Source organism: Methylobacterium sp. J-048 (genome assembly GCF_022829515.1).
Taxonomy (GTDB): Bacteria; Pseudomonadota; Alphaproteobacteria; order Rhizobiales; family Beijerinckiaceae; genus Methylobacterium.
In genome coordinates this window covers 16,093-41,543 of sequence record NZ_JAKSYL010000230.1, presented here as the reverse complement: position 1 = coordinate 41,543, position 25,451 = coordinate 16,093, and the positions used below count along the sequence as shown (strand labels likewise).

Annotated in this window: 22 protein-coding genes; 5 read left to right on the top strand and 17 right to left on the bottom strand. The window is 69.8% G+C overall.

Translation table 11 applies throughout. From position 1 onward, the window contains the following. Nucleotides 1-35 precede the first annotated feature (35 nt). From lpxB to MKL09_RS23440, 9 genes are all read right to left on the bottom strand, one after another. Nucleotides 36-1,223: a lipid-A-disaccharide synthase gene (gene lpxB, locus MKL09_RS23480; protein WP_409566974.1), complete on the bottom strand. Its 1,188-nt coding sequence runs from the start codon at nucleotides 1,221-1,223 to the stop codon at nucleotides 36-38. Further along, entirely contained in the window at nucleotides 1,220-2,083 is an 864-nt protein-coding gene (locus tag MKL09_RS23475) for an LpxI family protein (protein ID WP_244024215.1), read from the bottom strand. Before MKL09_RS23475 ends, lpxB begins: the two co-directional genes overlap by 4 nt. Nucleotides 2,084-2,093: 10 nt before the next feature. Continuing rightward, a complete protein-coding gene (gene lpxA / locus MKL09_RS23470; protein ID WP_244024213.1) occupies nucleotides 2,094-2,912 on the bottom strand; it encodes an acyl-ACP--UDP-N-acetylglucosamine O-acyltransferase in 819 nt (272 codons plus the stop codon). Next, nucleotides 2,909-3,385, bottom strand: coding sequence for a 3-hydroxyacyl-ACP dehydratase FabZ (gene fabZ / locus MKL09_RS23465; protein WP_147855074.1), 477 nt, complete (start codon nucleotides 3,383-3,385; stop codon nucleotides 2,909-2,911). The genes lpxA and fabZ overlap by 4 nt, the downstream gene beginning before the upstream one ends. 122 nt (nucleotides 3,386-3,507) lie before the next feature. Next, nucleotides 3,508-4,578, bottom strand: coding sequence for a UDP-3-O-(3-hydroxymyristoyl)glucosamine N-acyltransferase (gene lpxD / locus MKL09_RS23460; protein WP_244024211.1), 1,071 nt, complete (start codon nucleotides 4,576-4,578; stop codon nucleotides 3,508-3,510). A gap of 50 nt (nucleotides 4,579-4,628) precedes the next feature. After that, entirely contained in the window at nucleotides 4,629-7,199 is a 2,571-nt protein-coding gene (gene bamA, locus MKL09_RS23455; protein WP_244024209.1) for an outer membrane protein assembly factor BamA, read from the bottom strand. A gap of 418 nt (nucleotides 7,200-7,617) precedes the next feature. Beyond that, nucleotides 7,618-8,772 (bottom strand): M50 family metallopeptidase, encoded by a 1,155-nt coding sequence (locus MKL09_RS23450; protein WP_244024207.1) that lies wholly within the window; start codon nucleotides 8,770-8,772, stop codon nucleotides 7,618-7,620. A gap of 183 nt (nucleotides 8,773-8,955) precedes the next feature. Then, the gene (locus MKL09_RS23445; protein ID WP_279606079.1) at nucleotides 8,956-10,485 is read right to left on the bottom strand and encodes a DHA2 family efflux MFS transporter permease subunit; all 1,530 of its coding nucleotides are present in this window, start codon (nucleotides 10,483-10,485) and stop codon (nucleotides 8,956-8,958) included. Between the two features lie 62 nt (nucleotides 10,486-10,547). After that, the gene (locus tag MKL09_RS23440; protein ID WP_244024203.1) at nucleotides 10,548-11,792 is read right to left on the bottom strand and encodes an HlyD family secretion protein; all 1,245 of its coding nucleotides are present in this window, start codon (nucleotides 11,790-11,792) and stop codon (nucleotides 10,548-10,550) included. Nucleotides 11,793-11,931: 139 nt separating this feature from the next. Here MKL09_RS23440 and MKL09_RS23435 point away from each other — a divergent pair, with 139 nt between their 5' ends. Next, the gene (locus MKL09_RS23435; protein ID WP_244024201.1) at nucleotides 11,932-12,570 is read left to right on the top strand and encodes a TetR/AcrR family transcriptional regulator; all 639 of its coding nucleotides are present in this window, start codon (nucleotides 11,932-11,934) and stop codon (nucleotides 12,568-12,570) included. 110 nt (nucleotides 12,571-12,680) lie between these two features. Here the strand turns inward: MKL09_RS23435 and dxr are convergent, their stop codons facing one another. The 4 genes from dxr to pyrH form a co-directional block, all read right to left on the bottom strand. Beyond that, on the bottom strand, nucleotides 12,681-13,859 hold the full coding sequence (gene dxr / locus MKL09_RS23430) for a 1-deoxy-D-xylulose-5-phosphate reductoisomerase (protein WP_244024199.1): 1,179 nt from the start codon (nucleotides 13,857-13,859) through the stop codon (nucleotides 12,681-12,683). Between the two features lie 33 nt (nucleotides 13,860-13,892). Then, entirely contained in the window at nucleotides 13,893-14,741 is an 849-nt protein-coding gene (locus MKL09_RS23425) for a phosphatidate cytidylyltransferase (protein WP_244024197.1), read from the bottom strand. Nucleotides 14,742-14,760: 19 nt separating this feature from the next. Continuing rightward, nucleotides 14,761-15,324 carry a ribosome recycling factor gene (gene frr, locus MKL09_RS23420; protein WP_244024195.1) on the bottom strand — a complete coding sequence of 188 codons (564 nt, stop codon included), beginning with the start codon at nucleotides 15,322-15,324 and terminating at the stop codon, nucleotides 14,761-14,763. A 105-nt stretch (nucleotides 15,325-15,429) separates the two neighbouring features. After that, nucleotides 15,430-16,152, bottom strand: a complete 723-nt coding sequence (gene pyrH / locus MKL09_RS23415; RefSeq protein WP_243967233.1) for a UMP kinase — start codon at nucleotides 16,150-16,152, stop codon at nucleotides 15,430-15,432. Between the two features lie 186 nt (nucleotides 16,153-16,338). Between pyrH and MKL09_RS23410 the strand changes: the two genes are divergently transcribed. Next, entirely contained in the window at nucleotides 16,339-17,241 is a 903-nt protein-coding gene (locus MKL09_RS23410; RefSeq protein ID WP_244024192.1) for a diacylglycerol/lipid kinase family protein, read from the top strand. After that, entirely contained in the window at nucleotides 17,238-18,053 is an 816-nt protein-coding gene (locus MKL09_RS23405; protein ID WP_244024190.1) for a metallophosphoesterase family protein, read from the top strand. Before MKL09_RS23410 ends, MKL09_RS23405 begins: the two co-directional genes overlap by 4 nt. Nucleotides 18,054-18,823: 770 nt before the next feature. Here the strand turns inward: MKL09_RS23405 and tsf are convergent. Then, the gene (gene tsf / locus MKL09_RS23400; protein WP_244024188.1) at nucleotides 18,824-19,750 is read right to left on the bottom strand and encodes a translation elongation factor Ts; all 927 of its coding nucleotides are present in this window, start codon (nucleotides 19,748-19,750) and stop codon (nucleotides 18,824-18,826) included. 117 nt (nucleotides 19,751-19,867) lie between these two features. After that, nucleotides 19,868-20,935: a 30S ribosomal protein S2 gene (locus MKL09_RS23395; RefSeq protein ID WP_244024186.1), complete on the bottom strand. Its 1,068-nt coding sequence runs from the start codon at nucleotides 20,933-20,935 to the stop codon at nucleotides 19,868-19,870. A 217-nt stretch (nucleotides 20,936-21,152) separates the two neighbouring features. Between MKL09_RS23395 and MKL09_RS23390 the strand changes: the two genes are divergently transcribed. Further along, on the top strand, nucleotides 21,153-21,398 hold the full coding sequence (locus tag MKL09_RS23390; RefSeq protein ID WP_244024184.1) for a hypothetical protein: 246 nt from the start codon (nucleotides 21,153-21,155) through the stop codon (nucleotides 21,396-21,398). A 36-nt stretch (nucleotides 21,399-21,434) separates the two neighbouring features. On the opposite strand, the gene MKL09_RS23385 is transcribed toward MKL09_RS23390, so the two are convergent. Both MKL09_RS23385 and MKL09_RS23380 read right to left on the bottom strand, forming a co-directional pair. Then, nucleotides 21,435-22,175: a pseudouridine synthase gene (locus tag MKL09_RS23385; RefSeq protein WP_244024182.1), complete on the bottom strand. Its 741-nt coding sequence runs from the start codon at nucleotides 22,173-22,175 to the stop codon at nucleotides 21,435-21,437. Further along, entirely contained in the window at nucleotides 22,172-23,077 is a 906-nt protein-coding gene (locus tag MKL09_RS23380) for a class I SAM-dependent methyltransferase (protein ID WP_244024180.1), read from the bottom strand. The genes MKL09_RS23385 and MKL09_RS23380 overlap by 4 nt, the downstream gene beginning before the upstream one ends. Nucleotides 23,078-23,321: 244 nt before the next feature. On the opposite strand from MKL09_RS23380, the gene MKL09_RS23375 reads away from it, so the two are divergent. Beyond that, nucleotides 23,322-25,400 (top strand): prolyl oligopeptidase family serine peptidase, encoded by a 2,079-nt coding sequence (locus MKL09_RS23375; RefSeq protein WP_244024178.1) that lies wholly within the window; start codon nucleotides 23,322-23,324, stop codon nucleotides 25,398-25,400. Nucleotides 25,401-25,451 lie beyond the last annotated feature (51 nt).

Genomic DNA, 25,451 nt, shown 5'->3' with positions numbered 1-25,451 from the left:
TGGTTTTTCTGTCCGTCGGGCGTGCGACCGATACGTCAAACGACCCCACTCACCCGCCCGCCGGCGGCGTCCAATACGATCCGCGCCGCAGCCTGGCTCGGCGTGTCATCCCCGGTGAGCCGCATCCTTCCGTCGATGCGGGCGAGCGCGTCGCATTGCGCGACGCGCTCCACCCCGCCGACCAGCAAGGGCAGCAGCGCTTTGGTGAGATGCTCAGGCGTACAATCGGCCTGGACGAATTCCGGCATGGCGTTGTCGGCCAGGATCAGGTTCGGCAGCACGATGCTGGGGACCTGGATCAGGCGCCGGGCGACGAACTCCTCCGCGCGCGAGACCTTGTACGCCACCACCATCGGAACGCCGGCGAGCGCAAGCTCCAGCGTGACCGTGCCGGAGGCCGCCAGCGCCGCCCGGGCGCCCCGGAAGGCGGCATATTTCGCCTCCCCGCCGGTGAGCACCCGCACCGGCACGGGCCAGTCGAGGACCATCCGCTCGATCAGCGCCCGGTGGCGGGTCACGGCGGGCAGCACCGCTTCGACCTCCAGGATGCGGGACACCTGCTCCAGCACCCGCCCGAACACCGGCATCAGCCGGTCGATCTCGGCGCGGCGCGAGCCCGGCAGGATCACGAGGCTGTAGGGCACCGCCTCCCGCCGCCGGTTCTCGGCCGCGGAGGGACGCAGCTCCGAGAACCGCTCGATCAGCGGGTGGCCGACATAGGTGCAGGGCGGGCCGCCGAGCCGCAAATGCGCGTCCGGCTCGAACGGCAGCAGCGCCATGACGTGGTCGATGAAGCCGCGCATGCCCTTGGCCCGCCACGGCCGCCAGGCCCAGACGCTCGGAGACACGTAGTCGACGATCGGGATGCCGGGCGCCGCCTTCCGGACCCGCTGGGCCACGGCGTGGGTGAAGCCCGGGCTGTCGATGATCACCAGCACGTCGGGCCGGGCGCGCACCACCGCGGTCGCGGTCTCGCGGATCCGGCGCAGCAGGGTCCGGGCGCGGGCGAGCACCGGCAGGTAGCCCATGACGGCGACGTCATCGAGGGGGAACAGGGAGGAAAACCCCTCCTCGGCCATGGCCTCGCCGCCGACCCCGCCGAACACGGTCCCGGGCGCGGTCGCCCGCAGGGCCCGCATCAGCTTGGCCCCGAGCTGGTCCCCGGAATCCTCGCCGGCCACCAGCCAGATTTTCTTGGATGGGGACACGGCGGCGGCGCTCACGGCTCGGCTCCGTAGCCGACCAGAAACAGCCCGAGGCGGTCGGCCTCGGCGGCCGTGGCGACGCGATCGATCACCAGGGTGCCGCCGGCCTCCAGCGCCAGGCCGACGCAGCCGGCCGCGGCGGCGTTGCGCACCGTCCGGGGGCCGATGGCCGGCAGGTCGATGCGCAGATCCTGGCCGATCTTCGGCGCCTTGACTAGAACAGTCGCGGGCAGCGCCCGCCCCCGCCCGAACGGCTTGCGCCCAAGCGCCCGGGCGCGGGCGAGCATGCGGTCGGTCCCCTCCGGCCCTTCGACGGCGATCACCCGCTCACCCGAGACTGCCACCGCCTGCCCGAGATCGTAAGGCGAGAGCGCGTCGAGCACCCCGCGCCCGACGCGGATCGACTGGTCGGCCTCCGCGTCGGGGCCGAGGCGGCCGAGGCGCCCCTCCGGGCAGAGCAGGTCCGGGGCGGCCTCGTGGACGCCCAGCACCCGGTGCCCCTCCTCCTCGACGAGAGCCAGGGCGGCGCGCAGCAGCCGGTCATCGCCGCCCCCGGCGATCGCCCGCAGGGTCTCGCGGTTGCGCAAGGCCGCGCCGGCATTGAGCAGAGCGGCCGGGCTCGGCCGGGAGACCCCGCCCGCCGGCACCATCACGGCCGGCCCCCAGGCGCGGAGCAGCTTGAGGATCGCCGCGAGGTCGAGGAGGTCGACGGTGGCGTCGGCCCGGGCACGCAAGGACCGCTCGGTGAAGCCGCGGAGCGCAATCAACCGGAACGGCCGGTGCGTCCGGGTCAGCGACTCGGCCACCAGCTCGGGCAGCCGGCCGGCGCCGGCGATCAGGACGAGCGTGCCCTCGGGCAGCGGAGCGGCCTCGGCCATGCGGGCAGGCTCAGGCCGCCCCGATCGGGACCGGAAGCTCGCGCGGCGTGCAGATCGAGCGCTTGCCCCCGGCCCGGATGAAGGCGAGGATCTCCGCCACGGCGGTGTGGGATTCGAAGGTCGCGGCTACGTCCTCGACCCGCTCCATCAGCGTGCCCTCGGGGGCGAACAGCAGGCGGTAGGCCCGCCGGAGCGCGTGGATGTCCTCCCGGGCGAAGCCCCGGCGCTGCAGGCCGATGATGTTGAGCCCTGACAGGTACGCGCGGTTGCCGAGCACCATGCCATAGGGAATGCAGTCGTTCTCCAGCCCCGACAGGCCGCCGACGAAGGCATGCGCGCCGACCCGGGCGAACTGGATCACGGCGGCGCCGCCGCCCAGGATCGCGTAGTCGCCGACGCTGCAATGGCCGGCCAGCATCACGTTGTTCGAGAAGATGACGTGGTCGCCGACCCGGCAATCGTGGCCGACATGGGAATTGGCCAGGAAGGTGCAGTGATCGCCGACCGCAGTCTCGAGGCCGCCCCCGCTGGTGCCGGGGTTCATGGTGACGCCCTCGCGGATCAGGCAATCGCACCCGATCGTCAGCGTCGAGGCCTCGCCTCGGTATTTCAGATCCTGCGGCTGGTGGCCGATGGAGGCGAACGGGAAGATCCGGGTGCGCGGCCCGATCACGGTGCGGCCGGCCAGGACCACGTGGCTGAGAAGCTCGCAGCCCTCGCCCAGCACGACCTCCGGCCCGACATGGCAGAACGGGCCGACCCGCACGCCGTCGCCGATCACGGCGCCGGATTCGATCACCGCGCTCGGGTGGATGAGGGCGTCGCTCACTCCGTCACCAGCATGGCGCCGATCTCAGCCTCCGCCACCAGCACGCCGTCGACCCGGGCCTCGCCGCGGAACCACCACATGGTCCGGCGGTGGTTCATCTTCTTCATGTGGAAGCGGACCTGGTCACCGGGGGTGACCGGCTTGCGGAACTTGCACTTGTCGATGGTCATGAAGAACACCTGCTTCGTGCGCAGCTCGTCCGTCCGGATGTGACGGCAGCAGATTGCGCCGGCGGTCTGGGCCATGCCCTCGATCAGCAGCACCCCGGGGAAGACCGGCATCCCGGGGAAGTGTCCCATGAATTGCGGCTCGTTGGCGGTGACGTTCTTGATGCCGACGCAGGATTCGTCGCGATCGATCTCGACGATGCGGTCGATCATCAGGAACGGGTAGCGGTGCGGCAGCAGCTCCAGCAGCGTCTGGATATCGGCTGTGCCCAGCTCCTCGTTGGTGTCGCGCGCCGCCTCGCTCATCGAATCCCGTACCTTGCCTCACCGCCATCGGGCGGACCGATAACCGCCCTCCATGACGGGCGGACGCCCTCTTCGGAAGAAATCGGCGGAGATGCAAGGGTTTCCGGGACAGGTGGCCGATCTCACGCGGCGTCCGAGGGCGGATCCTTCTCGGGATCCTTGCCCGAGCGCTCGGCCAAGCGCGCCAAGGTCGTCAGCTCGCGGAACCAGGCCCGCACCGGCTTGGCCGGCGTGCCGCCCCAGCGGCTGCCCGGCGGGACATCGCGGTTGACGTTGGACGAGCCGGCGATCTGGGCACCGCGGCCGATGCGCAGATGGCCGACGACGCCGACCTGGCCGCCGAGCACCACGTAGTCTTCCAGCGTGGTCGAGCCCGAGATGCCGACCCCGGAGACGATCACGCAGTGGCGGCCGATGACGACGTTGTGGGCGATCTGGACCAGGTTATCGATCTTGGTGCCCTCGCCGATGACCGTATCGCGCGAGGCGCCCCGGTCGATCGTCGTGTTGGCGCCGATCTCGACATCGTCCTGCACGATCACCCGGCCGATCTGCGGCACCTTGAGATGGGTGGCGCCCATGGCGAAGCCGAACCCGTCCTGGCCGAGCCGCGCTCCGGGATGCAGGATCACCCGGTTACCGACGAGGGCATGGCTCAAAGTCGTGCCGGCGCCGATGGAGCAGCCGCGCCCGATCCGCACGCCAGGGCCGATCACCGCGTTCGGGCCTATGACGCTGCCGGAGCCGATCTCGACCCCGGGACCGATCACCGCGCCGGGATCGACCGTGACCCCCTCCTCCAGCCGCGCATCCGGGTGGACATGGGCCCCGGGGGCGATGCTGCGACCACCGAACTGAGAACCGGGGCGCATGGCCTCCGGGTGAAGGCGTCCGAGCAGGGAAGCGTAGGCCCGGTACGGGTCGCGGGTCACCAGCGCGACGGTCGCGGACGGGCAGCGCGCGGCGAAGCGTGGGCTCACCAGGCAGGCTCCCGCCCGTGTAACGGTCAGAGCCTCGCCGTAGCGCGCATTGTCCATGTAGGCGAGGTGTTCCGGTCCGGCGCTCTCGAGCGGTGCGGCGCCGGTCAGCCGGTATTCCGGGTCTGCGCCCTCGGGGAGGGCTGCGCCAGCGGCGGCGGCGATGTCGGCGAGGGTGAGTGAGCCGGTCGCGGCGAAGAAATCGAGATCTGACATGCGTGACAACGCGCCGGCCGGATAATTCCGGCCGGCGCGCCTGGATTTTATCAGAACCGCGAGCCGCCGGAGAAGCGGAACGCCTGGGTCTGATCCTTGCCGATATGGCCGACCTTGCCGAGCAGCGGCACGTAGACCGACTGGCCCTCGTCCTTGGTCAGCGCGTAGGCGTAGTCGAAGCGGATCGGGCCGAGCGGCGAGTTCCACAGGATGGACGCGCCGATCGAGGAGCGGATCGCGGCGGTGTCGCGGACGTTCACGCATTCCGGCTCGACGCCGATGGTGAACGCGGAGAAGTTACACTTGCCGGTCTGCGGTGCGACGCCGTTGATGAAGCCGTCGCCGTTCACGTCGAAGGTCCGCCGGCTGTTGTAGCCGAACAGCGTACCGGCATCGGCGAAGAGGGCGCCCTTCAGGCCGAGATCCCGTGGGATGAGGGGCAGCGGGAACTGCACTTCGAGGGTGCCGCCAACATAGGTGGAGCCGCCGATGGCGTTGGAGCGGGCGTCGGCGATGCCGACGTCGCGCGGGCCGATGCCGTTCGGCGCGAAGCCGCGGACCAGCGACGGGCCGAGGAAGAACTCGTCGGTGACGCGCAGCGGCTCTCCGTTGATCGACTGGATATGGCCGCCCTGGAACCGGACGAAGCCGACCACGTCCTCGAACAGCTCCTTGTAGTAGCGCGCATCCGCGGTGACGCGGAAGAACTTCGAGTCGCCGCCGAGGCCGGCCACATCGGGCTTCAGTTCGGCGTAGAGGCCGTTATGCGGCGCGCCGACCACGTCGAGGGTCGAGTAGGCGAGCGTCAGGCCGGCCAGCGACGTCAGCGTGTTGCCCTGCGAACCCTTGATGGCGATCGAGGCTTCACCGTCATAGGCACAATTCGGATACAGGGCCTGACCGCCGATGTTACGACCGGTATTCGGGTCGATCGTGCCGGCCGCGTAGGTCGCGGTGTAACCCGGGATCGGGATCGAGCAGTCGTTGTACGGGCGCTTGAGGGTGTTCGGGACCTTCAGCTCGGTGTTGTACAGCGAGTAGCGCAGGGTGATGCCGAACTCCTCGGTGATCGGCAGGCCCAGGCGCAGCTGGCCGCCATACACCGTGGTCTCGTAGCGCGAATACCGGGTCAGGTCGGAGTACTTGTAGAAGGCGTCGAAGCCGGCGGCGAGCCGGTAGCCGAGGAAGTACGGCTCGGTGAAAGAGAAGTCGACGCCGCGCGAGTACTGGCCACCGGTGCCGGCGAGGCGGACATACTGGCCGCGGCCGAGGAAGTTCGACTCGGAGACCGAGACCTCGCCGATGATGCCGTCCTGGGTGGAGTAGCCGCCCGCCACCGAGAACGAACCCGTGGGCTGATCCTCGACATCGATGTTGATGACCACGCGGTCGGCCGCGGAGCCGGGCTCGTTGGAGAACCGGACCTTCTTGAAGAAGCCGAGGCCGTTCAGGCGCCGCTCGGCCCGGTCGGTGAGCACGCGGTTGTAGGCGTCGCCTTCGGCGATATCGAGCTCGCGGCGGATGACGTAATCGCGGGTGCGGGTGTTGCCGCGGATGTTGATGCGCTCGACGTAGACGTGCGGGCCGTCCTCGACCACGAAGCCCAGGGAAACCTGGTGGGTCGCGGGATCGCGCTGGCCGGTCGGGCGGACCTGCGCGAACGGGTAGCCGGCGCGGTTGACCTCGCGGGTGACGTTGTTGAGCGTCCGTTCGACGTCGTCGGCGTTGTAGACGTCGCCCACCGCGGCAGTGATGTTGCCGTCGAGCTTGGCGGTATCGATGCCGGGCAAGCGGGAATCCACCGCCACCGCGCCGACCTTGTACTGCTCGCCCTCGTTGACCGTGACAGTGATGACGTAGCCCGAGCTGTCGCCCTCGACGTAGCGGGCGTCGGCGCTGACCACCTGGAAGTCGGCATAGCCGTTCTTCAGGTAGTAGCGGCGCACCTGGTCGAGGTCGGTGGTGATGCGGTCGGGATCGTAGACGTCGGAGGTCTTGATGAACGACAGGAAGTTCATCTCGGAGGAGCTCATCAGCCCCTTCAGGGTCCGCTCCGAATAGGCGTTGTTGCCGACGAAGTTGATCGAGATGATGCCGGTCTTGTCGCCCTCGTCGACCTGGTAGATCACGTCGACCCGGCCGTTCGGCAGGTCCACGGTCCGGTAGGTGACCTTGGCGGTGCCGCGGCCGAAGCGCTTGTAGACGTCGCGGATGCGGGCGAGATCGGCGTTGACGATGGCCTCGCTGTAGGGGCCGCGGGCCTTCGCCTCGACCACGCCCTCGAGCGTGGCCTTCTCGATCTTCTTGTTGCCCTCGAACACCACCCGGTTGATCAGGTTGTTCTCGCGGACGGTGACCACCGTGCGGCCGCCGGACTGGGCGACCTTCACGTCCGAGAACATGCCGCTGGCGAGCAGGTTACGCCGGGCCTCCTCAGAAGAGCCGGACGCGGTTCCGGTCACGTAGGACCGGATGGTGTCGGCATCGACGCGCTGGTTGCCCTGGACGACGATCTGCTGCGCCTGAGCGGCACCGCTCAGGACGAGGCCCGCACCGGCAGCGACTAGGACGATGGTCTTCCGCACCGACTTACGTCGGGGCTTCCCCGTCAACGACATCATGCAATCGCCCGTTTCTGTTCTGGTCGCGGGGGTTAGCCCGTCACAGGCGGCCGTTGACCGGTCGTCCTGTCACCCTGGTCCAAGCGTGGCTTCAGGTCCAAGCGTAGCTCTTAGCGGGAATCCCCTGCCAAGCAAACGCGCGGGAGGCCATCGTCAGGGGATTTTGGGGGGTCGTGGCCTTCGCGCCACTTAACGGGACGCGGACCGTGCGGGCAAAGCGCCAATCGTGGTGAATGGCCTGTAAATCTTTGCGGCAACGACTGTTTTCACGCCAGATGATCTGGTCGTTAACCCTGTTTTAAGCACCCGTCGGGCCGGTGGCGCGGCGCCTTTCGGGCGGCCGCCGGGCGGGATCGCGGCGGGATTGGGGCACCGATTCCGGTGGAGACCGGACCGATGCCCGCGCGGGATCCCGGGATCAGGTGTTCCGCCAGGACGCGCCGAGGTTGAGTATGTCGTTCCAGGCGGCGAACAGCATCAGCATCAGAACCAGGGCGAGGCCGATCCGGAACCCGATCTCCTGGGCGCGCTCGCTGAGCGGACGGCCGCGGACGACCTCGAAGGCGTAGAACAGCAGGTGCCCGCCATCGAGCAGCGGCACCGGGAACAGGTTCAAGAGGCCGATCGAGACCGAGAGCAGCGCGATCAGACCGATCAGCCCGCCGACCCCGCCGTTCTTGGCGACCTCGCCGGAGACCCGGGCGATGCCGATCGGTCCCGAGAGCTGGTCGGCGGATTCGCGGCCGGTGGCGAGCTTGCTCAGGTACGAGAAGGTCCGCTCCACCACGAAGTAGGTCTCGCGCACCCCGAGATCGAGGGAGTCCAGCGCCCCGTACCGGACGAGCCGCGCCTCCGAGCCCGAGGGCGAGCGGATGCCGAGCCGGCCGATCCGGTGGCGGCCGAAGGGCGTCTTCTCCTCGTAGGTCGCCGGGGTCGCCTGGATGGTGATCGGCTGCTCGCCCCGCTCCACCGTGAAGGTCAGCGGCGTGCCGGCGCTGCCGGTCACGGTGCGGTACATGGCGTTGAAGTCGCCGATCTTCTCACCGTCGATGGCGGTGATCACGTCGCCCGGCTGGAAGCCGGCTTGGGCGGCGACGCTGCCGGGCTCCACCGAGGACACCCGGGCCGGCAGCTCGTAGCGGCCGGCGAGCCAGATCGCGCCGGCAAACAGCAGGATCGCCAGCAGGAAGTTCGCCACCGGGCCGGCGGCGACGATCGCGGCGCGCTTGGCGACCGGCTGGGTCGGGAAGCTGATCGCCCGCTCCTGCGGGGACATCCGGGCGATCGCCTCCGGATCCGGGACGCTGGCGCCGTTCACGTCGCCGTGGAACTTGACGTAGCCGCCGAGCGGGATGGCGCAGAGCTTCCAGCGGGTGCCGCGGCGGTCGTTGAAGCCGAACAGCTCCGGGCCGAAGCCGAGGGAGAAGGCGTGCACGCCGACCCCGCACCAGCGCCCGACCAGGAAGTGGCCCATCTCGTGGACGAAGACCACGACGGTGAGCACGAACAGGAACGGGATCACGGCCCCGAAGAAGCCGCCGGCGGTCCCGCCCATCGCGTTGAGGAAGTCCATGAGCCGATCCCTGGCCGTCTTTGCGCCGGCTTCTCAGGCCGGCCATCGAGCCGGTTTAGCAGATCGGTGCGGCTTACCGCCAACGCAATCCGCCGCGGCTGCCGCGGCAGGTCGCGGAGCTTGCGCGATGCTGCGGCGCGAAGCGGGGAAAACCGTCTCCGCCGTCGTCGCTCTTCGACCCGGTCAGTGCCCCCCGCCCCCGCCGGCGCCCGCCCGGGGACGACGGATCAGCGGCACGGCGCAGGCCATCGCCAGGAACAGCACGGTGAGCGCCAGGAACACGTCCTCGAAGGCCATGACCAGCCCCTGGATCCGCACCGTGTTGGACATGGCCCTGAGGGCCATATCGGACGCGGCGCTGCCGTAGGAGTCGAAGCCGCGCCGCATCGTGTCGAGGCGCTCCAGCGCGGTGGTGTTGGCCCAGGTGAAGCGCTCGTGCAGCCGGGCGAGGTGCAGGTCCCAACGGGCGTTGAGCACGGTGTTGATCAGCGCCAGCCCGACCGCGCCGCCGAGGTTGCGGGTCAGGTTGTAGAGCCCGGAGGCGTTCTTCATCCGGGCCGGCGGCAGGGTCCCGAGGGCGATGTTGTTGATCGGGATCATGCACAGCATCAGCGAGCAGCCGCGCAGGATCTGCGGCCACAGCAGCTCCCAGAAATCCCAGTCCTTGGTCAGCCCGGTGACGATCCAGGTGCCGCAGGCGAAGCCGAAGAAGCCCAGACCCATCATGATCCGCGGATCGACCTTTCCGGAGAACCGGCCGGCGATCGGCGCGGTGGCGAACATGCACAGCCCCGAGACGAACATGGTCTCGCCGATCATCAGCGCCGAGTAGCCGCGCACCCGGGCGAGGTAGACCGGGTAGATGTAGGTCAGGCCATAGAGCCCGATGCCGAGGACGAAGCTCGCGACGCAGCCGCTGGCGAAGTTGCGGTCGGAGAAGGCGCGCAGGTCGACGATCGGCTGCTTGGCCGTGAACGCGCGCCAGAAGAACAGCAGCCCCGAGACCCCGCAGACCAAAGCGCAGGCGAAGACGGCGTCGTCCTGCAGCCAGTCGTGGTTCGGCCCCTCCTCGAGGACGTATTCGAGGCAGCCGAGGAACCCCGCCATGAAGGCCAGGCCGGCCCAGTCGAACGACTTCAGCAGGTCGTAGTTCGGCTTGTCGAAGTCGATCAGGATCCAGGTCGAGATGGTCACGGCGATGCCGGGCACGACGTTGATCAGGAACAGCCAGTGCCACGACATCAGGTCGGTCAGGTAGCCGCCGATCGTCGGGCCGATGGTCGGCGCCAGCGTCGCGACGAGGCCGATCACCGGCGACACGATGGTCCGCTTCGACGGTGGGAAGATCGTGAACGCGGCGGCGAACACCGTCGGGATCATGCCGCCGCCGATGAAGCCCTGCGCGGCCCGCCAGACGATCATCTCGGAGATCGACGAGGAGGTCGCGCACATCACGCTCATCAGCGTGAAGCCGCCCGCCGAGATCGCGAACATCCAGCGGGTCGAGAGCACCCGCGACAGGGTGCCCGACAGCGGGATCGAGATGACCTCGGCGATCAGGTAGCTGGTCTGGACCCAGGGGATCTCGTCCCCGGAGGCCGAGAGGCCGGCCTGGATCTCGTTGAGGGAGGCCGAGACGATCTGGATGTCCAGGATCGCCATGAACATCCCGAACACCATGCAGAAGAACGCCACCATGCGGCGGCGGTCCATCGGCGGCTCGGCAGCGGCCGGGGCTCCGGCCGAAATGGCAGCGGTTGCGGCCACGGACGGGCTCAGCGGCTCGCGGCGTCGAACCGCCGGTTCTCGGCGTGGTCGAGGACCGACCGGTCGGTGCCGGCGCGGGTATCGACGCGCACCTCCACCGAGAGGCCGGGCCGCAGCAGGCCCTCGCGGGCGACCGCCTCGGGCACGCGCACCCGCACCGGCAGGCGCTGGACGATCTTGGTGAAGTTGCCGGTGGCGTTGTCCGGCGGCAGCAGGCTGAACACCGAGCCGGAGGCCGGCGAGAACGATTCGACCACGCCCTCGATCTCGCGATCCGGATAGGCATCCACGGTCACGATCACCGGCTGGCCCGGGCGCATGCGCTGGACCTGCGTCTCCTTGAAGTTCGCGTCGATGCGCACGCTCTGGAGCGGCACCAGCGCGGCGACCCGGGTGCCGGGCGCCACGTAGGCCCCGGCCTCGACCGCCTTGTTGCCGACCACGCCGTCGAAGGGCGCGCGGATCACCGTGAAGTCGAGGTCGCGCCGGGCGCGGTCGACGGCGGTGCGCAGCTCGGCCGACAGGCGCTCGGCCTCGCGCTTCTGGGCCTGGAGCACGTCGACATTCGCGCGGGCCGCCAGCAGGCCGGCCTCCATGCCCTTCACCGAGGCCTCGGTCCGGTCCCGGTCGGCGCGAGCCTGGTCGATCCGGGACTTGGCGACGTAATCCGCCTGCATCTGGGTCGCCCGGGTGAAATCGGCCTGGGCGCGCACGGCGTCGGCACGGGTCGCGTCGATCTGCGCGGCGGCCTGGGCGACCTGCGCCTGCGCGGCCTCGACCTGCCGGCCGATCCGCACGATCGTGCTCTCCTGCGTAGCGAGCTTGTCCTGCGCGGCCTGGAGCGCGAGGCGGTAATCGCCGTCGTCGAGCTTGGCGATCACGTCGCCCTTCTTGACCGAGACGCCATTCACCACCGGGACCGATTCCAGGTAGCCGGAGACTTTCGCGGCCAGGATCGAGATGTCGGCTTGCACGTAGGCGTCGTCGGTCGAGACGAAGAACCGCCCGACGCTCCACCAGTGCCAGCCTTCGTAAGCGCCGCCACCGATGGCGGCCGTCAGAAGTCCGAGGAGCAGTACCCTCTTGAGCGGACGTTTTTGGGCCGGAGCGGCTCCGGGAGCTGACGAGGCAGTCGTCTGAGGGACGTCGGCCGCACGCGGGGCCGCGGGCGTCGGAGCCTGACCCTCGGCGCGCTCGTCATCCGCAACCTCGATGCCGGCAGCGGACCGGTCGCCATCCTCGCGAAGGGACATCTCAGCGCCTCTAGCCTCATGACCGAACCGTTCGGTCAATGATTCGGACGTGCCTTGACGCACACCCGATCTAACGTCAGGCTAGATTGACCGAACGGTTCGGTCAAGCAGAGCGGCGTCTCGGACGCGGAGCAGGGTGATGGTTCAGGGCGTGGTGCTTGAACGGGGATCGTCGCAGGTCGAGAGCGACAAGCGGCGGCAGATCCTCGACGGCGCGCGCCGCGTGTTCCTGGCGTCCGGGTTCGACGGGGCCAGCATGGGTGAGATCGCCCGGGCCGCGGGCGTCTCCAAAGGCACGCTCTACGTCTACTTCGACAGCAAGGAGGCGCTGTTCGAGGCCCTGATCGTCCTGGAGAAGTCCAGCCTGGCCGAGACCCTATTCACCTTCGACCCGGCCGACACGGACATTCCAGCCGTGCTGACGCGCCTAGGCCTGAGCTTCCTGGCCGAGATGTCCAAGCCGGAGCATATCTCGGTGCATCGCATGGTGATCGGGGTCTGCGAGAAGTTCCCGCATTTCGGGCAGGTCTATTACGAGGCCGGGCCGGCCTGCGGGGTCGCGCGGCTGGCGGCCTATCTCGACGTGCAGGTGCAGGGCGGCCGGCTCCGCGTCACCGACACCACGCTCGCCGCGCAGCACTTCCTGCATCTCTGCCTGGCGGGGCTTCTGACACGCCTCCTGTTCGCCGCTGGCGGCATGGCCGACGAAGCCCGGAAAAAGTTTCAGGTCGCGGAGGCGGTGCGGGTGTTTTTGGCTGGTTATGGGGCGGGTCGCTAGAGCGCTCGCCGCCGAAGTGGATACCGGTTCGGCGCAAGCGAGCGCGTCAAAACAAGAGCTTAGAGGCGTGACCCGACCCAACGTGGTCGGGCACGGCTCTAGGCGCTCCCTCAGCCCGCCGCGCGCAGCTCCGGCAGGGCCTCGGCGCTCCAGACCCGGACATGGGCGTCGATGGCCAGCGCCTCGTCCACGTCGACCGGCGCCGTCCGGTACGCGCCGGCGAATTGCTCGCAGGCGCGCTCGACCAGGTCGCTGATCCCGTAGAAGCCGATCCGGCCGGCGATGAAGGCCGCCACCGCGATCTCGTTGGCCGCGTTCATCACGGTCGGCGCGGCGCCACCCGCCGCGAGCGCCGCCCGGCCGATGCGCAGGCACGGGAACCGTTCCTCGTCCGCGGCCTCGAAGGTCAGTGAACTGAGCTTCACCAGGTCCAGGGGCCGGCCCCGGGCAATGGTCAGGCGGTCACCGAGCCCGAGGCAATGCGAGATCGGCACGCGCATGTCCGGCAGGGCCAGCTCCGCGGTGACGGCGCCGTCGAGCCAGTAGACCAGGCCGTGGATCACCGATTGCGGGTGGACGACCACGTCCAGGCGCCCGGGCTCGATGCCGAACAGGTGGTGCGCCTCGATCAGCTCGAGGCCCTTGTTCATCAGGCTGGCCGAATCGATGTTGATCTTCATGCCCATCGACCAGGTCGGATGGGCCGCGGCCTCGGTGGCGGAGGCGGCGGCGATCCGCTCGCGGGTCCAGGTCCGGAACGGGCCGCCCGAGGCGGTGATCATCATGGTGCGGACGTCCGCCAGTGGCCGGCCGGCCAGCGCCTGGCTGAGCGCATCGTGCTCGGAATCCATCGGCAGGATCGTGGCGCCGTAGCGCACCGCGTCGCGCATGAAGGCGTCGCCGGCGCAGACCAGGCTCTCCTTGTTGGCGAGCGCGACCGTGCGGCCGAGCCGGAGCGCGGCGTGGGTGGATTTCAGACCCGCCGCACCGCTCACCGCAGCGACCACGATGTCGGCGTCGCGGGCGGCCGCCTCCATCACGGCGCCCTCCCCGGCCCCGTTGGCGATGCCGCTGCCGGAGAGCGCCTCGGCCAAAGCCGGGCCGGCGGTCTCGTCGGCGAGCGCCGCGAAGGTGGCACCGAGCTCGCGCGCGACTTTCGCCAGCGCGACCGCGTCGCGGCCGCCGACCACGGCGCCGGTGCGGAAGCGGTCCGGGTGCTGGGCGAGCAGATCGGCGGTGGAGCGACCGATCGAGCCGGTGGCGCCGAAGATGGTGACGATCTGGGTCACGGGTGAAACTCCCTCATCGTCATGGGATCGGAATCATGGGATCAGACCGCTCCCGCGTACGGCGAGATAGAGCCCGGCCAACACGGCGACCGCAAAAAATCCGTCGAGCCGGTCCATGACGCCGCCATGGCCCGGGATGATCTTGCTCGAATCCTTCACGCCGTAGCGGCGCTTCAGGCCGGATTCGACCAGGTCGCCGGCCTGGCTCAGCACGGAGGCCAGGGCGCTGACGCCTGCCACCACCGGCAGGGAGGCGGCGCTCGGCAGGTCCAGGTCGGCGGCCACCGCCACCAACGACCCGGCCGCGACCGCACCGATCAGCCCCCCAATGGCGCCCGACCAGGTCTTGTTGGGCGAGACCCGGGGCATGAGCTTCGGGCCGCCGATCTTCCGACCGGCGAAATAGGCGGCGATGTCGGTGGACCAGACCACGGCGAACATCCAGGCCGGCCCGATCAGGCCGATCCCGGGATCGTCGCGCAGGGCGACCGGCACCGACGCGATCGCGGCCGCCCCGAGCACCCCGGCGAGCGCCCGCACCCGGCCGAAGCCGGTGCGCGCCACCGTGGCGCAGGCCGCGGCCCCCAGGAGCAGGACGGCGATGCAGGCGAGCGCGGGCGCGCCGCCGCGCTGGCACAGCAGCAGGGCGGCCAGAGTCGCCGCGCCCAGGGCGATCAGCACCTCGCGGGGCTCGGTCCGGCTCATCACCATCCATTCGGCGAAGCCGATGATGCCGGCGGCGAGCCAGATCCCGGCGAACGGCCAGCCACCGTAGACCAGGGCCGCGAGGATCGCCGGGGCGAGCACGACGCCCGAGGCGACGCGCAGCCAGAGCTCGCGCCGCCCGGAGGGGCGTGCGGCCGGGGTGGCGGTGGAGGTCACGCGCGTCTCGGCCTGCGCCTCAGACGTGCATGATCTCCTTTTCCTTGGCGGCCAGCACGCCGTCGACTTCGGCGATGAACTGGTCGGTCGCCTTCTGCACGTCGGCGGCCTGGCGCTTCTCGTCGTCCTCCGAGATGGCGCTGTCCTTCAGGAGCTTCTTGAGGTGGTCGAGCCCGTCCCGGCGGACATGGCGCACGGCGACGCGCGCCTCCTCGGTGTACTTATGGGCGACCTTGACCATCTCCTTGCGGCGCTGCTCGTTCATCTCGGGGATGCGCAGCCGGATGGTCTGGCCCTCGGTCTGCGGGTTGAGGCCGAGATCGGATTCGCGGATCGCCTTCTCGACGGCGGTGACCATGCTGCGGTCCCAGACCGAGATCGACAGGAGCCGCGGCTCCGGCACGCTCACGGTGGCGACCTGCGCCATCGGCATCGACGAGCCGTAGGCGTCGACCTGGATCGGGTCGAGCAGCGACGGCGTGGCCCGGCCGGTGCGCAGGGATCCGAGATCCTTGGAGAGCGACGCGACCGCGCCCTGCATCCGGCGCTTGATGTCGTTGAGGTCGAATTCCGGTGTGGCCATGATGGTCGTCCCGACACGTCTGACGTTGTCTTCTCGCCCGGTACGGGCAGTCGCGGCCTCAATGGCGGAATTTTCCCGGTGCCGCAAACCGCTAGGGCTGCCGGGTCAGGGCGCCACGAGGGTCGAGGGCGCCTCGCCGGACAGGATCTTGGCGATCGAGCTCGGCGGATGCAGGGAGCCGACGACGATCGACAGCCGGCTCTCGCGAGCGAGCGCGAAGGCCGCGGTGTCCATCACCTTGAGGTCGCGGGCGATCGCCTCGTCATGGGTCAGGCGGTCGTAGCGCGTGGCGCTCGGGTCCTTCTTCGGGTCGGCCGAGTAGACGCCGTCCACCTGCGTGGCCTTGAGCACGGCGTCGCAGCGCAGCTCGGCGGCGCGCAGCACCGCGGCGGTGTCGGTGGTGAAGAACGGGTTGCCGGTCCCGCCGGCCAAAACCACCACCTGGCCCTTGTCGAGATGGTGCAGGGCCGGCTGGCGGGCGTAGGTCTCGCAGATCGTCGGCATCGACACCGCCGACATGGTCCGCGCCGGCACGCCGGCAGCGTTGAGCGCGGTCTCGATCGCCAGCGAGTTCATCACCGTGGCCATCATGCCCAGGGAATCACCGGTGGCGCGGTCGATCCAGCCGGCCGCCGAGATGCGGGCGCCCCGGATCATGTTGCCGCCGCCGACCACGATAGCGATCTCGGCCCCGGACTCGATGGTGCGGGCGATGTCCTCGGCGAGCGCCGCCAGGGTCGGCGGATGCAGCCAGTAGCCGTCCGGGGCGGCCAGGGCCTCGCCCGACAGCTTGAGGAGGATACGGCGAAACGGCGTCGCTTCCGGCATCTCGATCTCCGGCTCCATACCGCATCACCCGAACCCGCGAGGCTTCTACGTCAGCCGCGGGAGCGGCGTCGAGGGGCGGTCGGCGATCCGGCCGGGGATCACGGGGACGATTTCCCACCGACACGCGAACGACGTGCAGCTTTGGCAGAGGAGCGGGGCCCGTCATTGGGAGGGATGCCCGAATCCATGCGCATCGCACTCGTCATCAACGGTGCCTCCCGGGCAGTGGCGTCCGGCACGACGCCGGAGATGATCCGGGCGAAGCTCGTTGCGGCCGGGATCGAGCCCCTGGGTGAGGCCGATCGCGGGGCGCCCCTGCCGGTGCGGATCGCCGCCGCCGCGTCGGAGCCCGAGATCGACGCCCTGGTGGTGGCGGGCGGCGACGGCACCATCGCCTGTGCCGCCGCCGCGCTCGTCGGCAAGACGACGCCGCTCGGAATCCTGCCGCTCGGCACGATGAATTTTCTGGCCCGGGATCTCGGCGTGCCGCTCGATCTCGACGGGGCGATCGTGAACCTGGCCGCCGGCGTGCAACGCCGGATCGATGTCGGTGAGGTCAATGGCCGCACGTTCCTGATCAACTCGGTGCTCGGCCTGCCGGCCCGGGTGACGCGGCACCGGGAGGCGCATCGCCGGCATCTCGGCCTGCGCACGCTGCTACGCTGGATCCTGGGGGTGCTGCGCCATCTCGGCCGGTATCCGCGGCTGACCGTGACCGGCACGATCGACGGCGTGCCGCGGACCTGGCGCTTCCGGCTGCTGGCAGTGGTCATCGGCGATTACGTCGAGCGGCCGGGCCACGTGCTGGTGCGGGCGCCGATCGATGCCGGACGGCTCACGCTCTACGTCCTGGCGCATCTCTCGCTGGCGCGGACGCTGCGTCTCGCCCTCGGCTTCGCCCTGGGCGACTGGCGGCAGCTGCCGGACGTGGAGCGGCTGCCGGCGGCAAACCTGACCATCGCATCCAAGACCCGGGCGCTGCGGGTGATGAACGACGGCGAGGTGGCGCTGATCCCGGCCCCGTTGCGCTACCGGATCCACCGGCAGGCGCTGACCGTGATCGTGCCGCGGTCGAGCGCGCAGCCGTGAGGCGGATCAGCCACATCTCCGACCTGCATTTCGGCCGCACCGACCCGGCCGTGGTGGAGGCCCTGGTCGACGAGCTGAACGCCGACGCGCCGGACCTGATCGTCGCCTCGGGGGATTTCACCATGGCGGCGCGGCCGTGGGAATTCGCGCAGGCCCGGGCTTTCCTCGACCGCCTGGCGCCGCCCTGGATCGGCGTGCCGGGCAACCACGACATCTCGCCGTTCCGGCTGGTGCAGCGCTTCGTGCATCCGTTCACGCGCTACCGGCGCGCGATCGCTCCGGATACCGAGCCGTGCTTCCAGGATACCGAAATCGGGATCGTCTGCCTGAACACGGTGCGGCGCTGGGCGCCGGAGCCGGACTGGTCGCACGGCGTGATCCGCCGCAGTCAGATCGCCCGGGCGGAGTCGCGGCTTTCGGCGATGCCGGCCCACCTGTTCAAGATCGTGGTCGGCCACCACCCGTTCCTGCCGCCGCCCTGGGATGAGGAGGCCCGCCTGGTCGGGCGCGCCGACCGGGCCCTGGCGGCGTTTGCCCGGTGCGGCGTCGGCCTCACGCTCGCCGGCCACCTGCATCGGCACTACGCGCGCTACGCGGAAGCGGAGGGATCGCCCCCCGAAACGCTGGACCGGGGCTCGATCCGGTCTCGTCCGGGGCGACTTCTGGCGGTCCAGGCCGGCTCGGCGACCTCGACGCGGCTGCGGGGCAACGAGCCCAACGCCTACAACCGCATCACCATCGCAGACGGCTGCGCCACCGTCCGGGTCCGGCTGTGGGACGGTGACGCCTGGGTCGATGCAGCGCCGGCATGACCGCAGGAGGTCACGCCGGCGCCGCTGTTCAGCTCCCGGCGAAGAGGCCGACGGAGCCCAGAAGGGTCATGACGAGACCGGAGGCGAAGACGCCAATCATCAGGTACGAGAAGGATTTCATTGCCATGAGCGGGATGTAGCGCGGCGGCACCGAACCGGGTGTGCGCTGCAACACGGGGCAGGCGGGATTAGGTTTTCTTGATGTGGGGCTTAGCGTGGACCAGGCTGAAATGATATGTACGGGCAATGGTTTGCGTCTTCTCAACGGACTCGGTCGCGGCGCAACCGATTGATCCGTCGGTGCTGCTGAGTTCGCGAAGCGAAGCCCCCCGCCCGCGTGGGCTACGATGTTCACACATTGCACGGCGAATGGCGCGGCGCTCTCTCCTCCCCCTTGCGGGGAGGAGTTGAAGGTGGGGGTGGCTCAGAAGGCACCGTTGCACCTAATCCTGCACCACCCCCACCCCTGCCCCCTCCCCGCAAGGGGGAGGAGAAAACGCGCGGCGTTTCCAGTGCTCACTGGCGAGACGCGATGTGGGAATCCGTTAGCCCCCACGGGAAAGGGGATCCGCGCTGCATCCTGAGGGGTGTGATCGACACAGATCGTCTCGATGAGGCGGGCTTCCGTCTGACCAGGCTCCATCCAACCCGCCGCTCCCATCCAGTCTCCTACCCTCTCGCCGACGCCGTCGTCACGATGCAAAAGAAAACCCCGCCCGGCTCGCGCCGGACGGGGTCTTGAAAGTCTCGAACCAGAAGACCCGAAAGAATCAGGCGCGGCCGGCCTGCTGGGCGACTTCGGTGGCGAAGTCCGGGCCGTCTTCCTTCTCGATGCCCTCGCCCAGGGCGTAGCGGACGAACGCGGTCAGGGTGACGGGACCTCCGACCTTGCCAGCGGCTTCCTTGAGCACCTGGCTGACCGTCTTCGAGCCGTCATGCACGAAAGGCTGCTCCAGGAGGGTGACCTCCTTGTAGTAGCTCTTCAGGCCGCTCTCGACGATCTTGGCGAGCACGTGGTCCGGCTTGCCGGCGTTCTTCTCGCGCAGGATGTTCGACTCGCGCTCCAGGGTCGCGGCGTCCACGCCCGAGGCATCGAGCGCCACCGGGTTGGTGGCGGCGACGTGCATGGCGATCTGGCGGCCGAGGGCCGACAGGGCGTCGACATCGCCCTCGGACTCGAGCGCCACGAGCACGCCGATCTTGCCGAGACCGTCGGCGATCTGGCTGTGGACGTAGGAGGCGATGACGCCCTTCTTGACCTCGAGCTTGGCGACCCGGCGCAGGTTCATGTTCTCGCCGATGGTGGCGATCAGGCTCTGCAGCGCCTCCGAGACGGTCTCGGTGGCGCCCGGGAACTTCGCGGATTGGAGGCCCTCCAGCGTACCGTCGGTGTCGAGGGCGATCTTGGCGGCCTCGCGGGCGAAGGCCTGGAAGGCGTCGTTGCGGGCGACGAAGTCGGTCTCGGAATTCACCTCGACGATCGCGGCGTGGCGGCCGGCCGACTCGACGGCGACCAGGCCCTCGGCGGCGACGCGGCCGGCCTTCTTGGCGGCCTTGGCGAGGCCCTTCTTGCGCAGCCAGTCGATGGCCGCCTCGATGTCGCCCTGCGTCTCGTTGAGCGCGCCCTTGCAGTCCATCATGCCCGCGCCGGTCTTCTCCCGGAGCTCTTTCACCATCGCGGCGGTGATGTTGGCCATGGCGGTCCCTTTCGTGTGGTCTGGATGAGAGAGGCCCGGCACGCGGGTGAGCGGCCGGGCCCGATATGGCTGAATTCGCGACGCCCGGATGACGGGGCGCCGCGAGATCCGGGAGGCTCAGACCGCGGCGGCGGCCTCGACGAAGCCGCGGGCCTGCGAAACCCACGAATCGCGGTCGATGCGACCGTTGAGCTTCAGGTCGGAATCGACCTTAGCGACCTCGTCCGGGGTCATCGCGGCGATCTGCCAGTAATGGTAGATGCCGGCATCGTTGAGCTTCTGCACGATCTGCGGGCCGGCGCCGTGCAGCTTGGTCAGGTCGTCCGGCGCGCCGCGCGGAGCGGCGAGCAGCTCGAAATGCTCGGTGGTCTCGGCGAGCATCGCCACGTCGGCGGGATCGAGCGCATCGGACTCGACCGTGACGGCCGCGTCGTCGTTGGCCGGCAGCTCCTCGGCCTGCGGCTCCTCGGAGGCGCCGAGATCGACACCCGACGACCCTTGCGCCCGCGAGATGCCGTCGATGGCGGCCTTGGCGATGAGGTCGCAGTAGAGCGCGATGGCGCGGCCGGCATCGTCGTTGGCCGGGACGATGTGGGTGATGCCGTCCGGGTTGCAGTTGGTGTCGACGATCGCGGCCACCGGGATCCCGAGGCGGTTCGCCTCCTTGATCGCCAGCTGCTCCTTGTTGGTGTCGATCACGAACAGCAGGTCGGGCACACCGCCCATATCCTTGATGCCGCCCAGCGCCTTCTCGAGCTTGTCCTTCTCACGGGACAGCATCAGGCGCTCCTTCTTGGTCAGGCCCGGGCCGCCGGTCTCCAGCGTCTCGGTGACCTTGCGCAGGCGCGAGATCGAGCCCGAAATGGTCTTCCAGTTGGTGAGCATGCCGCCCAGCCAGCGGGAGTTGACGTAGTACTGGGCCGAGCGCTTGGCGGCGTCGGCGATCGTGTCGGCCGCCTGGCGCTTGGTGCCGACGAACAGCACGCGGCCGCCCTTGGCGACGGTGTCGCTCACCGCCTGCAGGGCCGTGTGCAGCGCCGGCACGGTCTGGGCCAGGTCGATGATGTGGATGTTGTTGCGGGTGCCGAAGATGTACGGCTGCATCTTCGGGTTCCAGCGGTGCGACTGGTGACCGAAATGGGCGCCGGCCTCGAGGAGCTGACGCATAGAGAAATCGACGGCCATATCTTTGTATTCTCCGGTTGGATCCGCCGCGGAGGGATGCAGCCGCCCGAAAATTCGGACGGCCACCGGAAGACGCCTCATTCAGGCATGAGGCCGGCTCCGCGTGTGGGATGGGCGGGCGCTTAGCAGAGCCCGGAGCCGGACGCAAGGATTCGAGTGGAGGTAGCCAGCCGTCAGAGCTTGCAACCCGGTGCCCTGGACACCGATAAGACCCGGCATGGCCGCCGTAGCATTCGATACGCTGACATTCGCCCGGACGCTCCGGGACAAGGCCAAGTTTTTACCTGGGCAGGCCGAGGCTCTGGCCGACGCCGTGGCTGAAGTGCTCCGGGGCGATCACGCCACCAAGGCGGATCTGCGCGCCGAACTGGCGGAGACCCGGGCCGAGATCGTGCGCTGGGTCGCCGGATTGATCGGCTTTCAGACGCTGGCGATCATCGGGGCCGTGGTCGCCTTCGCCTGATCGCTCCACCGGAGGGTCGCCCACGATCCCCGCGCGTCACGCGCCCGCGAACACCGCCGCAACATCCGCCTCGGTCATCACCCGGTATCCCCCGGCCGGCAGGTCCGCCGGCAGGTCGAGCCCGCCGACCCGGTCCCGATGCAGCGCCACGACATGGTTGCCGATCGCCGCGAACATCCGGCGGACCTGATGGTAGCGACCCTCGGTCAGCGTCACCGCGCAATGGGTGGGATCCTCCAACTCCAGCTGCACTGGTAGCAAGGGACGCTCCTCGCCCTCCAGCATCAGCGTCCCGGACGCGAAGGTTGCCGCCTCGGTGCCGTCGAGCGGCCGGTCAAGAGCGACTCGGTAGCGCTTCGCCACGTTCGCCTTGGGGGCGATGATCCGGTGCAGCAGCGCGCCGTCGTCGGTGAGCAGCAGCAGGCCAGAGGTCTCCTTGTCGAGGCGTCCCACCGTAGAGAGCGGCGGGTCGCGCCGGCGCCAGCGCTCGGGCAGCAGGCCGTAGACCAGCGGACCGGCCTCCTTGTGCGAGCAGGTCACGCCGAGCGGCTTGTGCAGCATCAGGCACAGGCCGGGCAGCGGATCGACCGGCGCGCCGTCGATCGTCAGCCGGCTCGGGAGATCGGGGTCGAGGGCGATCCGGTCGCCGGCATCCACCACCTCCGCGCCGTCCAACAGGATCGCACCGGCCCGGGCCAGACCCTGGATCTCGCGGCGCGACCCGTAGCCGAGATTGGCGAGCAGCTTGTCGAGGCGGACGGACTTCGCGGCCGTCATTTGCGCGCCTCGTAGACCCGGTAGCCCCCGGCCTGCACCGTGACTGAGACGTCGCGAAAGGCCGCCGACAGGGCGGTCTCGTAGGGCAGATGCGCGTTGGCCACGAGCCACAGCGTGCCGCCCTTGCGCAAAGCCTCGGCGGCCCGGGCGATGAACGTCCGGCCGAGCGCCTGATCCTCGGTGCCGCCGTCGTGGAACGGCGGGTTCATCACGACGAAGTCGAGGCTGCCCGGCACCGTGCCGGCCGCCCGGATGTCGGCCCAGACGATCGTGGCCCGCGGATCGGCGACGTTGCGGTGAGCCATCTCGACGGCGCGGCGGTCGACCTCGACCAGCGTCAGCGCGGTGACCGCAGGCGAGCCCAGGATCGCCCGGGACAGGATCCCGAGGCCGCAGCCGAGATCGGCCCCCCGCCCCTTCAGCGGCGGGAGATTGGCGAGGAGCAGCGCCGTGCCGGGATCGAGCCGGTCCCAGGAGAAGATTCCGGGCTGGGTGCATAGGGCGAGATTGTCGACGTGGCGCGGCCCGCCCTCGTCGATCGCAGTGGTGAGCCCGGCTGGAACGGGCGGGCGGACGAGCCGGCAGATCCGGTGGTGGCGGCGCGGCTCGTCAGCCGCGTGGCATTCGAAGGCCGCCAGTTCCTTGGCCAGCCGGGTGCCGCCCCGATCCTTCGGGGCGAGCGCGATCATCCGGCCGCCGGGCACGAGGGCCCGCAACGTATGAGCGAGCACATAGCGCCGCTCGACGGTGCCGGGCGGTGCCAGCACGGTCACGGCCTCAAGGCTGCCTTCGGACAAATCCTCGAGCCGGGCGGAGCCGGGGATCAAGGGAGAAAGCTGGACGGCATCACCGGGAACCTCAGCGAGGTCGACCGGCGGCAGGCCGTAAACGGCGTGGCGCATGAACAATTCAGGATCTGGAGAGCCGGCATCGGAACGCGAATCCACGGCGGAGCGGGAAACCCGCACCCGACTCGGATCATCCGGGGGGAACGTCGCCTGTTACACCGGAATGGCCCCAAAAGCCCAGCCTCCGGATCCGCACCGCCCGGAATCCGAGCCATAATCCAGCAACCTATGCGTGCGCCCAACCTGACGCAGCCAGGGCCGTTCACGAATCCCCCAACGCGGGTCTATCGTGTCTGCCATGACCGCTCAGATCGACCCGCGCCCGTCCCTGCAGCACCCGGACGACGATCCCCACCTCTGGCTGGAGGAGATCGACGGGCCGGAAGCGCTGGCCTGGGTCGAAGCGCGCAATGCCGAGACTCTGGCCCGCTACGGCGACGCCGCCTTCGCCCGCGACCGCGACGAGGCGCGCGCCATCCTGGACCGGCCGGACCGCATCCCGTTCGTCTCGCGCCGCGGTGGGCGGCTGTATAATTTCTGGACGGATGCCGAGCACCAGCGCGGCCTGTGGCGACGCACCGACGAGGCGAGCTTCCGGACCGAATCCCCGGCCTGGGACATCCTCCTCGACCTCGACGCCCTCGCTGCCGCGGAGGGCGAGGATTGGGTCTGGGCCGGATCCTCGGTCCTGAAGGACGGCCACGACCGCGCCCTGCTCTCCCTCAGCCGGGGCGGCGGCGACGCCAAGGTCGTGCGCGAATTCGACCTGATCGAGCGCCGCTTCGTGACGGACGGCTTCGTCCTGCCCGAGGCGAAGGGTGGGGCGGCCTGGCTCGACCGCGACACGCTGCTGGTGTCGAGCGCCTACGGCGACGGCATGGCCACGCGCGCGGGTTACCCGCGCACGATCCGGGTGTTGCCGCGCGGATCGGATCCGCAGGCCGCCGCGGTGCTGTTCGCCGTGCCCGAGACCAGCATGGCGGCGTGGGCCTCAGTCGATCGGCAGACCAGACTCGAGCGGCTGGTCTTCATCGAGCAGGTCGGTTTCTTCGACACAAAAATCCATCTCGGGGACCGGAAGGGGCCGCACACGGAACTCGACCTGCCCACGGACGCGGACGTGCAGATCGACCGGGATTACCTCGCCGTGCGACCGCGCCGGCCCTGGCGCGCTGGCGGCACCGAGCACGCGACCGATACCGTTCTGGCTTTGCCCCTCTCCGGCTTCCTGGCCGGACGCCGCGACTTCGCGGTGCTGTGGCGGCCGGACGAGCGCCGGGCGCTCCAGGACTTGTTCTGGTCGGCGGGGCGCCTGTTCGTGCATGCGCTCGACGACTTGCGCCCGACCTACACGGTCTGCACGCCGGACGGCGGGACCTGGGCGACGCGGCCGCTGGACGGCCTGCCGACGCTCGGCAGCGTCAACGTCTGGCCCCTCGACGGCGACCCCGAGGAGGCGGACGGTGCCCTGCTGGCGATGGTCCACGACCCGGTGACGCCCGCGACGCTCCTCAGCATCGCGCCGGATCTCGGGGCACCCGCAATTCTCCGCGAAACACCGCCGGCCTTCGACGCGCGAGGCCTGCGCGTGACCCGCCACGAGGCGATCTCGGCGGACGGAACCCGCGTTCCCTACGTCCAGACCGGGCCGGAGGGCCTGACCGGCGAGGCTCCGGTGCATATGACGGCCTATGGCGGCTTCCGGATCCCGCTGCTGCCGAGCTACGCGCCGGTTCTGGGCAAGCTCTGGCTGGAGCGGGGCGGCACGAGCGTCGTCGCCAATATCCGCGGCGGCGGCGAGTTCGGCACGCGCTGGCACGATGCCGGGCGCCGGGAGGGCAAGGCCCGGGCCCATGACGACTTCGCCGCGGTCGCGGCCGACCTCGTGGCGCGCGGCGTGACGCGGCCGGGCCGGATCGCCGCGGAGGGCGGATCGAACGGCGGCCTGCTGATCGCCAACATGCTGACCCGGTATCCGGAGCGGTTCGGGGCGCTGTTCTGCACGATCCCGCTGATCGACATGCGCCGCTACACCAAGCTCCTGGCCGGGGCGAGCTGGATCGCGGAATACGGCGATCCGGACGATCCGCAGGACTGGGCGTTCCTCGGCGCGATCTCGGCCTACCATGCGGCCGAGGCAGGGCGGCCCTACCCGCCGATCCTGCTCGCCACCAGCCGCCGCGACGACCGGGTGCATCCCGGCCACGCCCGCAAGATGGCCCGGAAGCTGAACGCCCTGGGCTACGACGCGTCTTTCTACGAGCCCGCGTCCGGCGGCCATGGCTACGGCAAGGACAACGCCGAGACGGCCGCGTTCCTGGCGCTCGGCCTGACCTTCCTACGCCGCTCGATTGGCTGGGATATCCCGGACGCCTGAAATCCTGGTTTCAAAAGGTCTTCGACCTTTTGCGGGTGCAGGGCAGAGCCC

What these genes read in the sequence shown, in the direction of transcription:
- MKL09_RS23445 (WP_279606079.1), bottom strand. Translation starts at nt 10,485, where the DNA reads ATGGACCGCCGCCGCATGGTGGCGTTCTTCTGCATGGTGTTCGGGATG.
- MKL09_RS23475 (WP_244024215.1), bottom strand. Translation starts at nt 2,083, where the DNA reads ATGGCCGAGGCCGCTCCGCTGCCCGAGGGCACGCTCGTCCTGATCGCC.
- MKL09_RS23435 (WP_244024201.1), top strand. Translation starts at nt 11,932, where the DNA reads ATGGTTCAGGGCGTGGTGCTTGAACGGGGATCGTCGCAGGTCGAGAGC.
- frr (WP_244024195.1), bottom strand. Translation starts at nt 15,324, where the DNA reads ATGGCCACACCGGAATTCGACCTCAACGACATCAAGCGCCGGATGCAG.
- fabZ (WP_147855074.1), bottom strand. Translation starts at nt 3,385, where the DNA reads ATGAGCGAGGCGGCGCGCGACACCAACGAGGAGCTGGGCACAGCCGAT.
- MKL09_RS23410 (WP_244024192.1), top strand. Translation starts at nt 16,339, where the DNA reads ATGCGCATCGCACTCGTCATCAACGGTGCCTCCCGGGCAGTGGCGTCC.
- MKL09_RS23390 (WP_244024184.1), top strand. Translation starts at nt 21,153, where the DNA reads ATGGCCGCCGTAGCATTCGATACGCTGACATTCGCCCGGACGCTCCGG.
- MKL09_RS23440 (WP_244024203.1), bottom strand. Translation starts at nt 11,792, where the DNA reads ATGTCCCTTCGCGAGGATGGCGACCGGTCCGCTGCCGGCATCGAGGTT.
- MKL09_RS23380 (WP_244024180.1), bottom strand. Translation starts at nt 23,077, where the DNA reads ATGCGCCACGCCGTTTACGGCCTGCCGCCGGTCGACCTCGCTGAGGTT.
- tsf (WP_244024188.1), bottom strand. Translation starts at nt 19,750, where the DNA reads ATGGCCAACATCACCGCCGCGATGGTGAAAGAGCTCCGGGAGAAGACC.
- MKL09_RS23375 (WP_244024178.1), top strand. Translation starts at nt 23,322, where the DNA reads ATGACCGCTCAGATCGACCCGCGCCCGTCCCTGCAGCACCCGGACGAC.
- MKL09_RS23395 (WP_244024186.1), bottom strand. Translation starts at nt 20,935, where the DNA reads ATGGCCGTCGATTTCTCTATGCGTCAGCTCCTCGAGGCCGGCGCCCAT.
- bamA (WP_244024209.1), bottom strand. Translation starts at nt 7,199, where the DNA reads ATGATGTCGTTGACGGGGAAGCCCCGACGTAAGTCGGTGCGGAAGACC.
- MKL09_RS23385 (WP_244024182.1), bottom strand. Translation starts at nt 22,175, where the DNA reads ATGACGGCCGCGAAGTCCGTCCGCCTCGACAAGCTGCTCGCCAATCTC.
- pyrH (WP_243967233.1), bottom strand. Translation starts at nt 16,152, where the DNA reads ATGCCGGAAGCGACGCCGTTTCGCCGTATCCTCCTCAAGCTGTCGGGC.
- MKL09_RS23450 (WP_244024207.1), bottom strand. Translation starts at nt 8,772, where the DNA reads ATGGACTTCCTCAACGCGATGGGCGGGACCGCCGGCGGCTTCTTCGGG.
- lpxD (WP_244024211.1), bottom strand. Translation starts at nt 4,578, where the DNA reads ATGTCAGATCTCGATTTCTTCGCCGCGACCGGCTCACTCACCCTCGCC.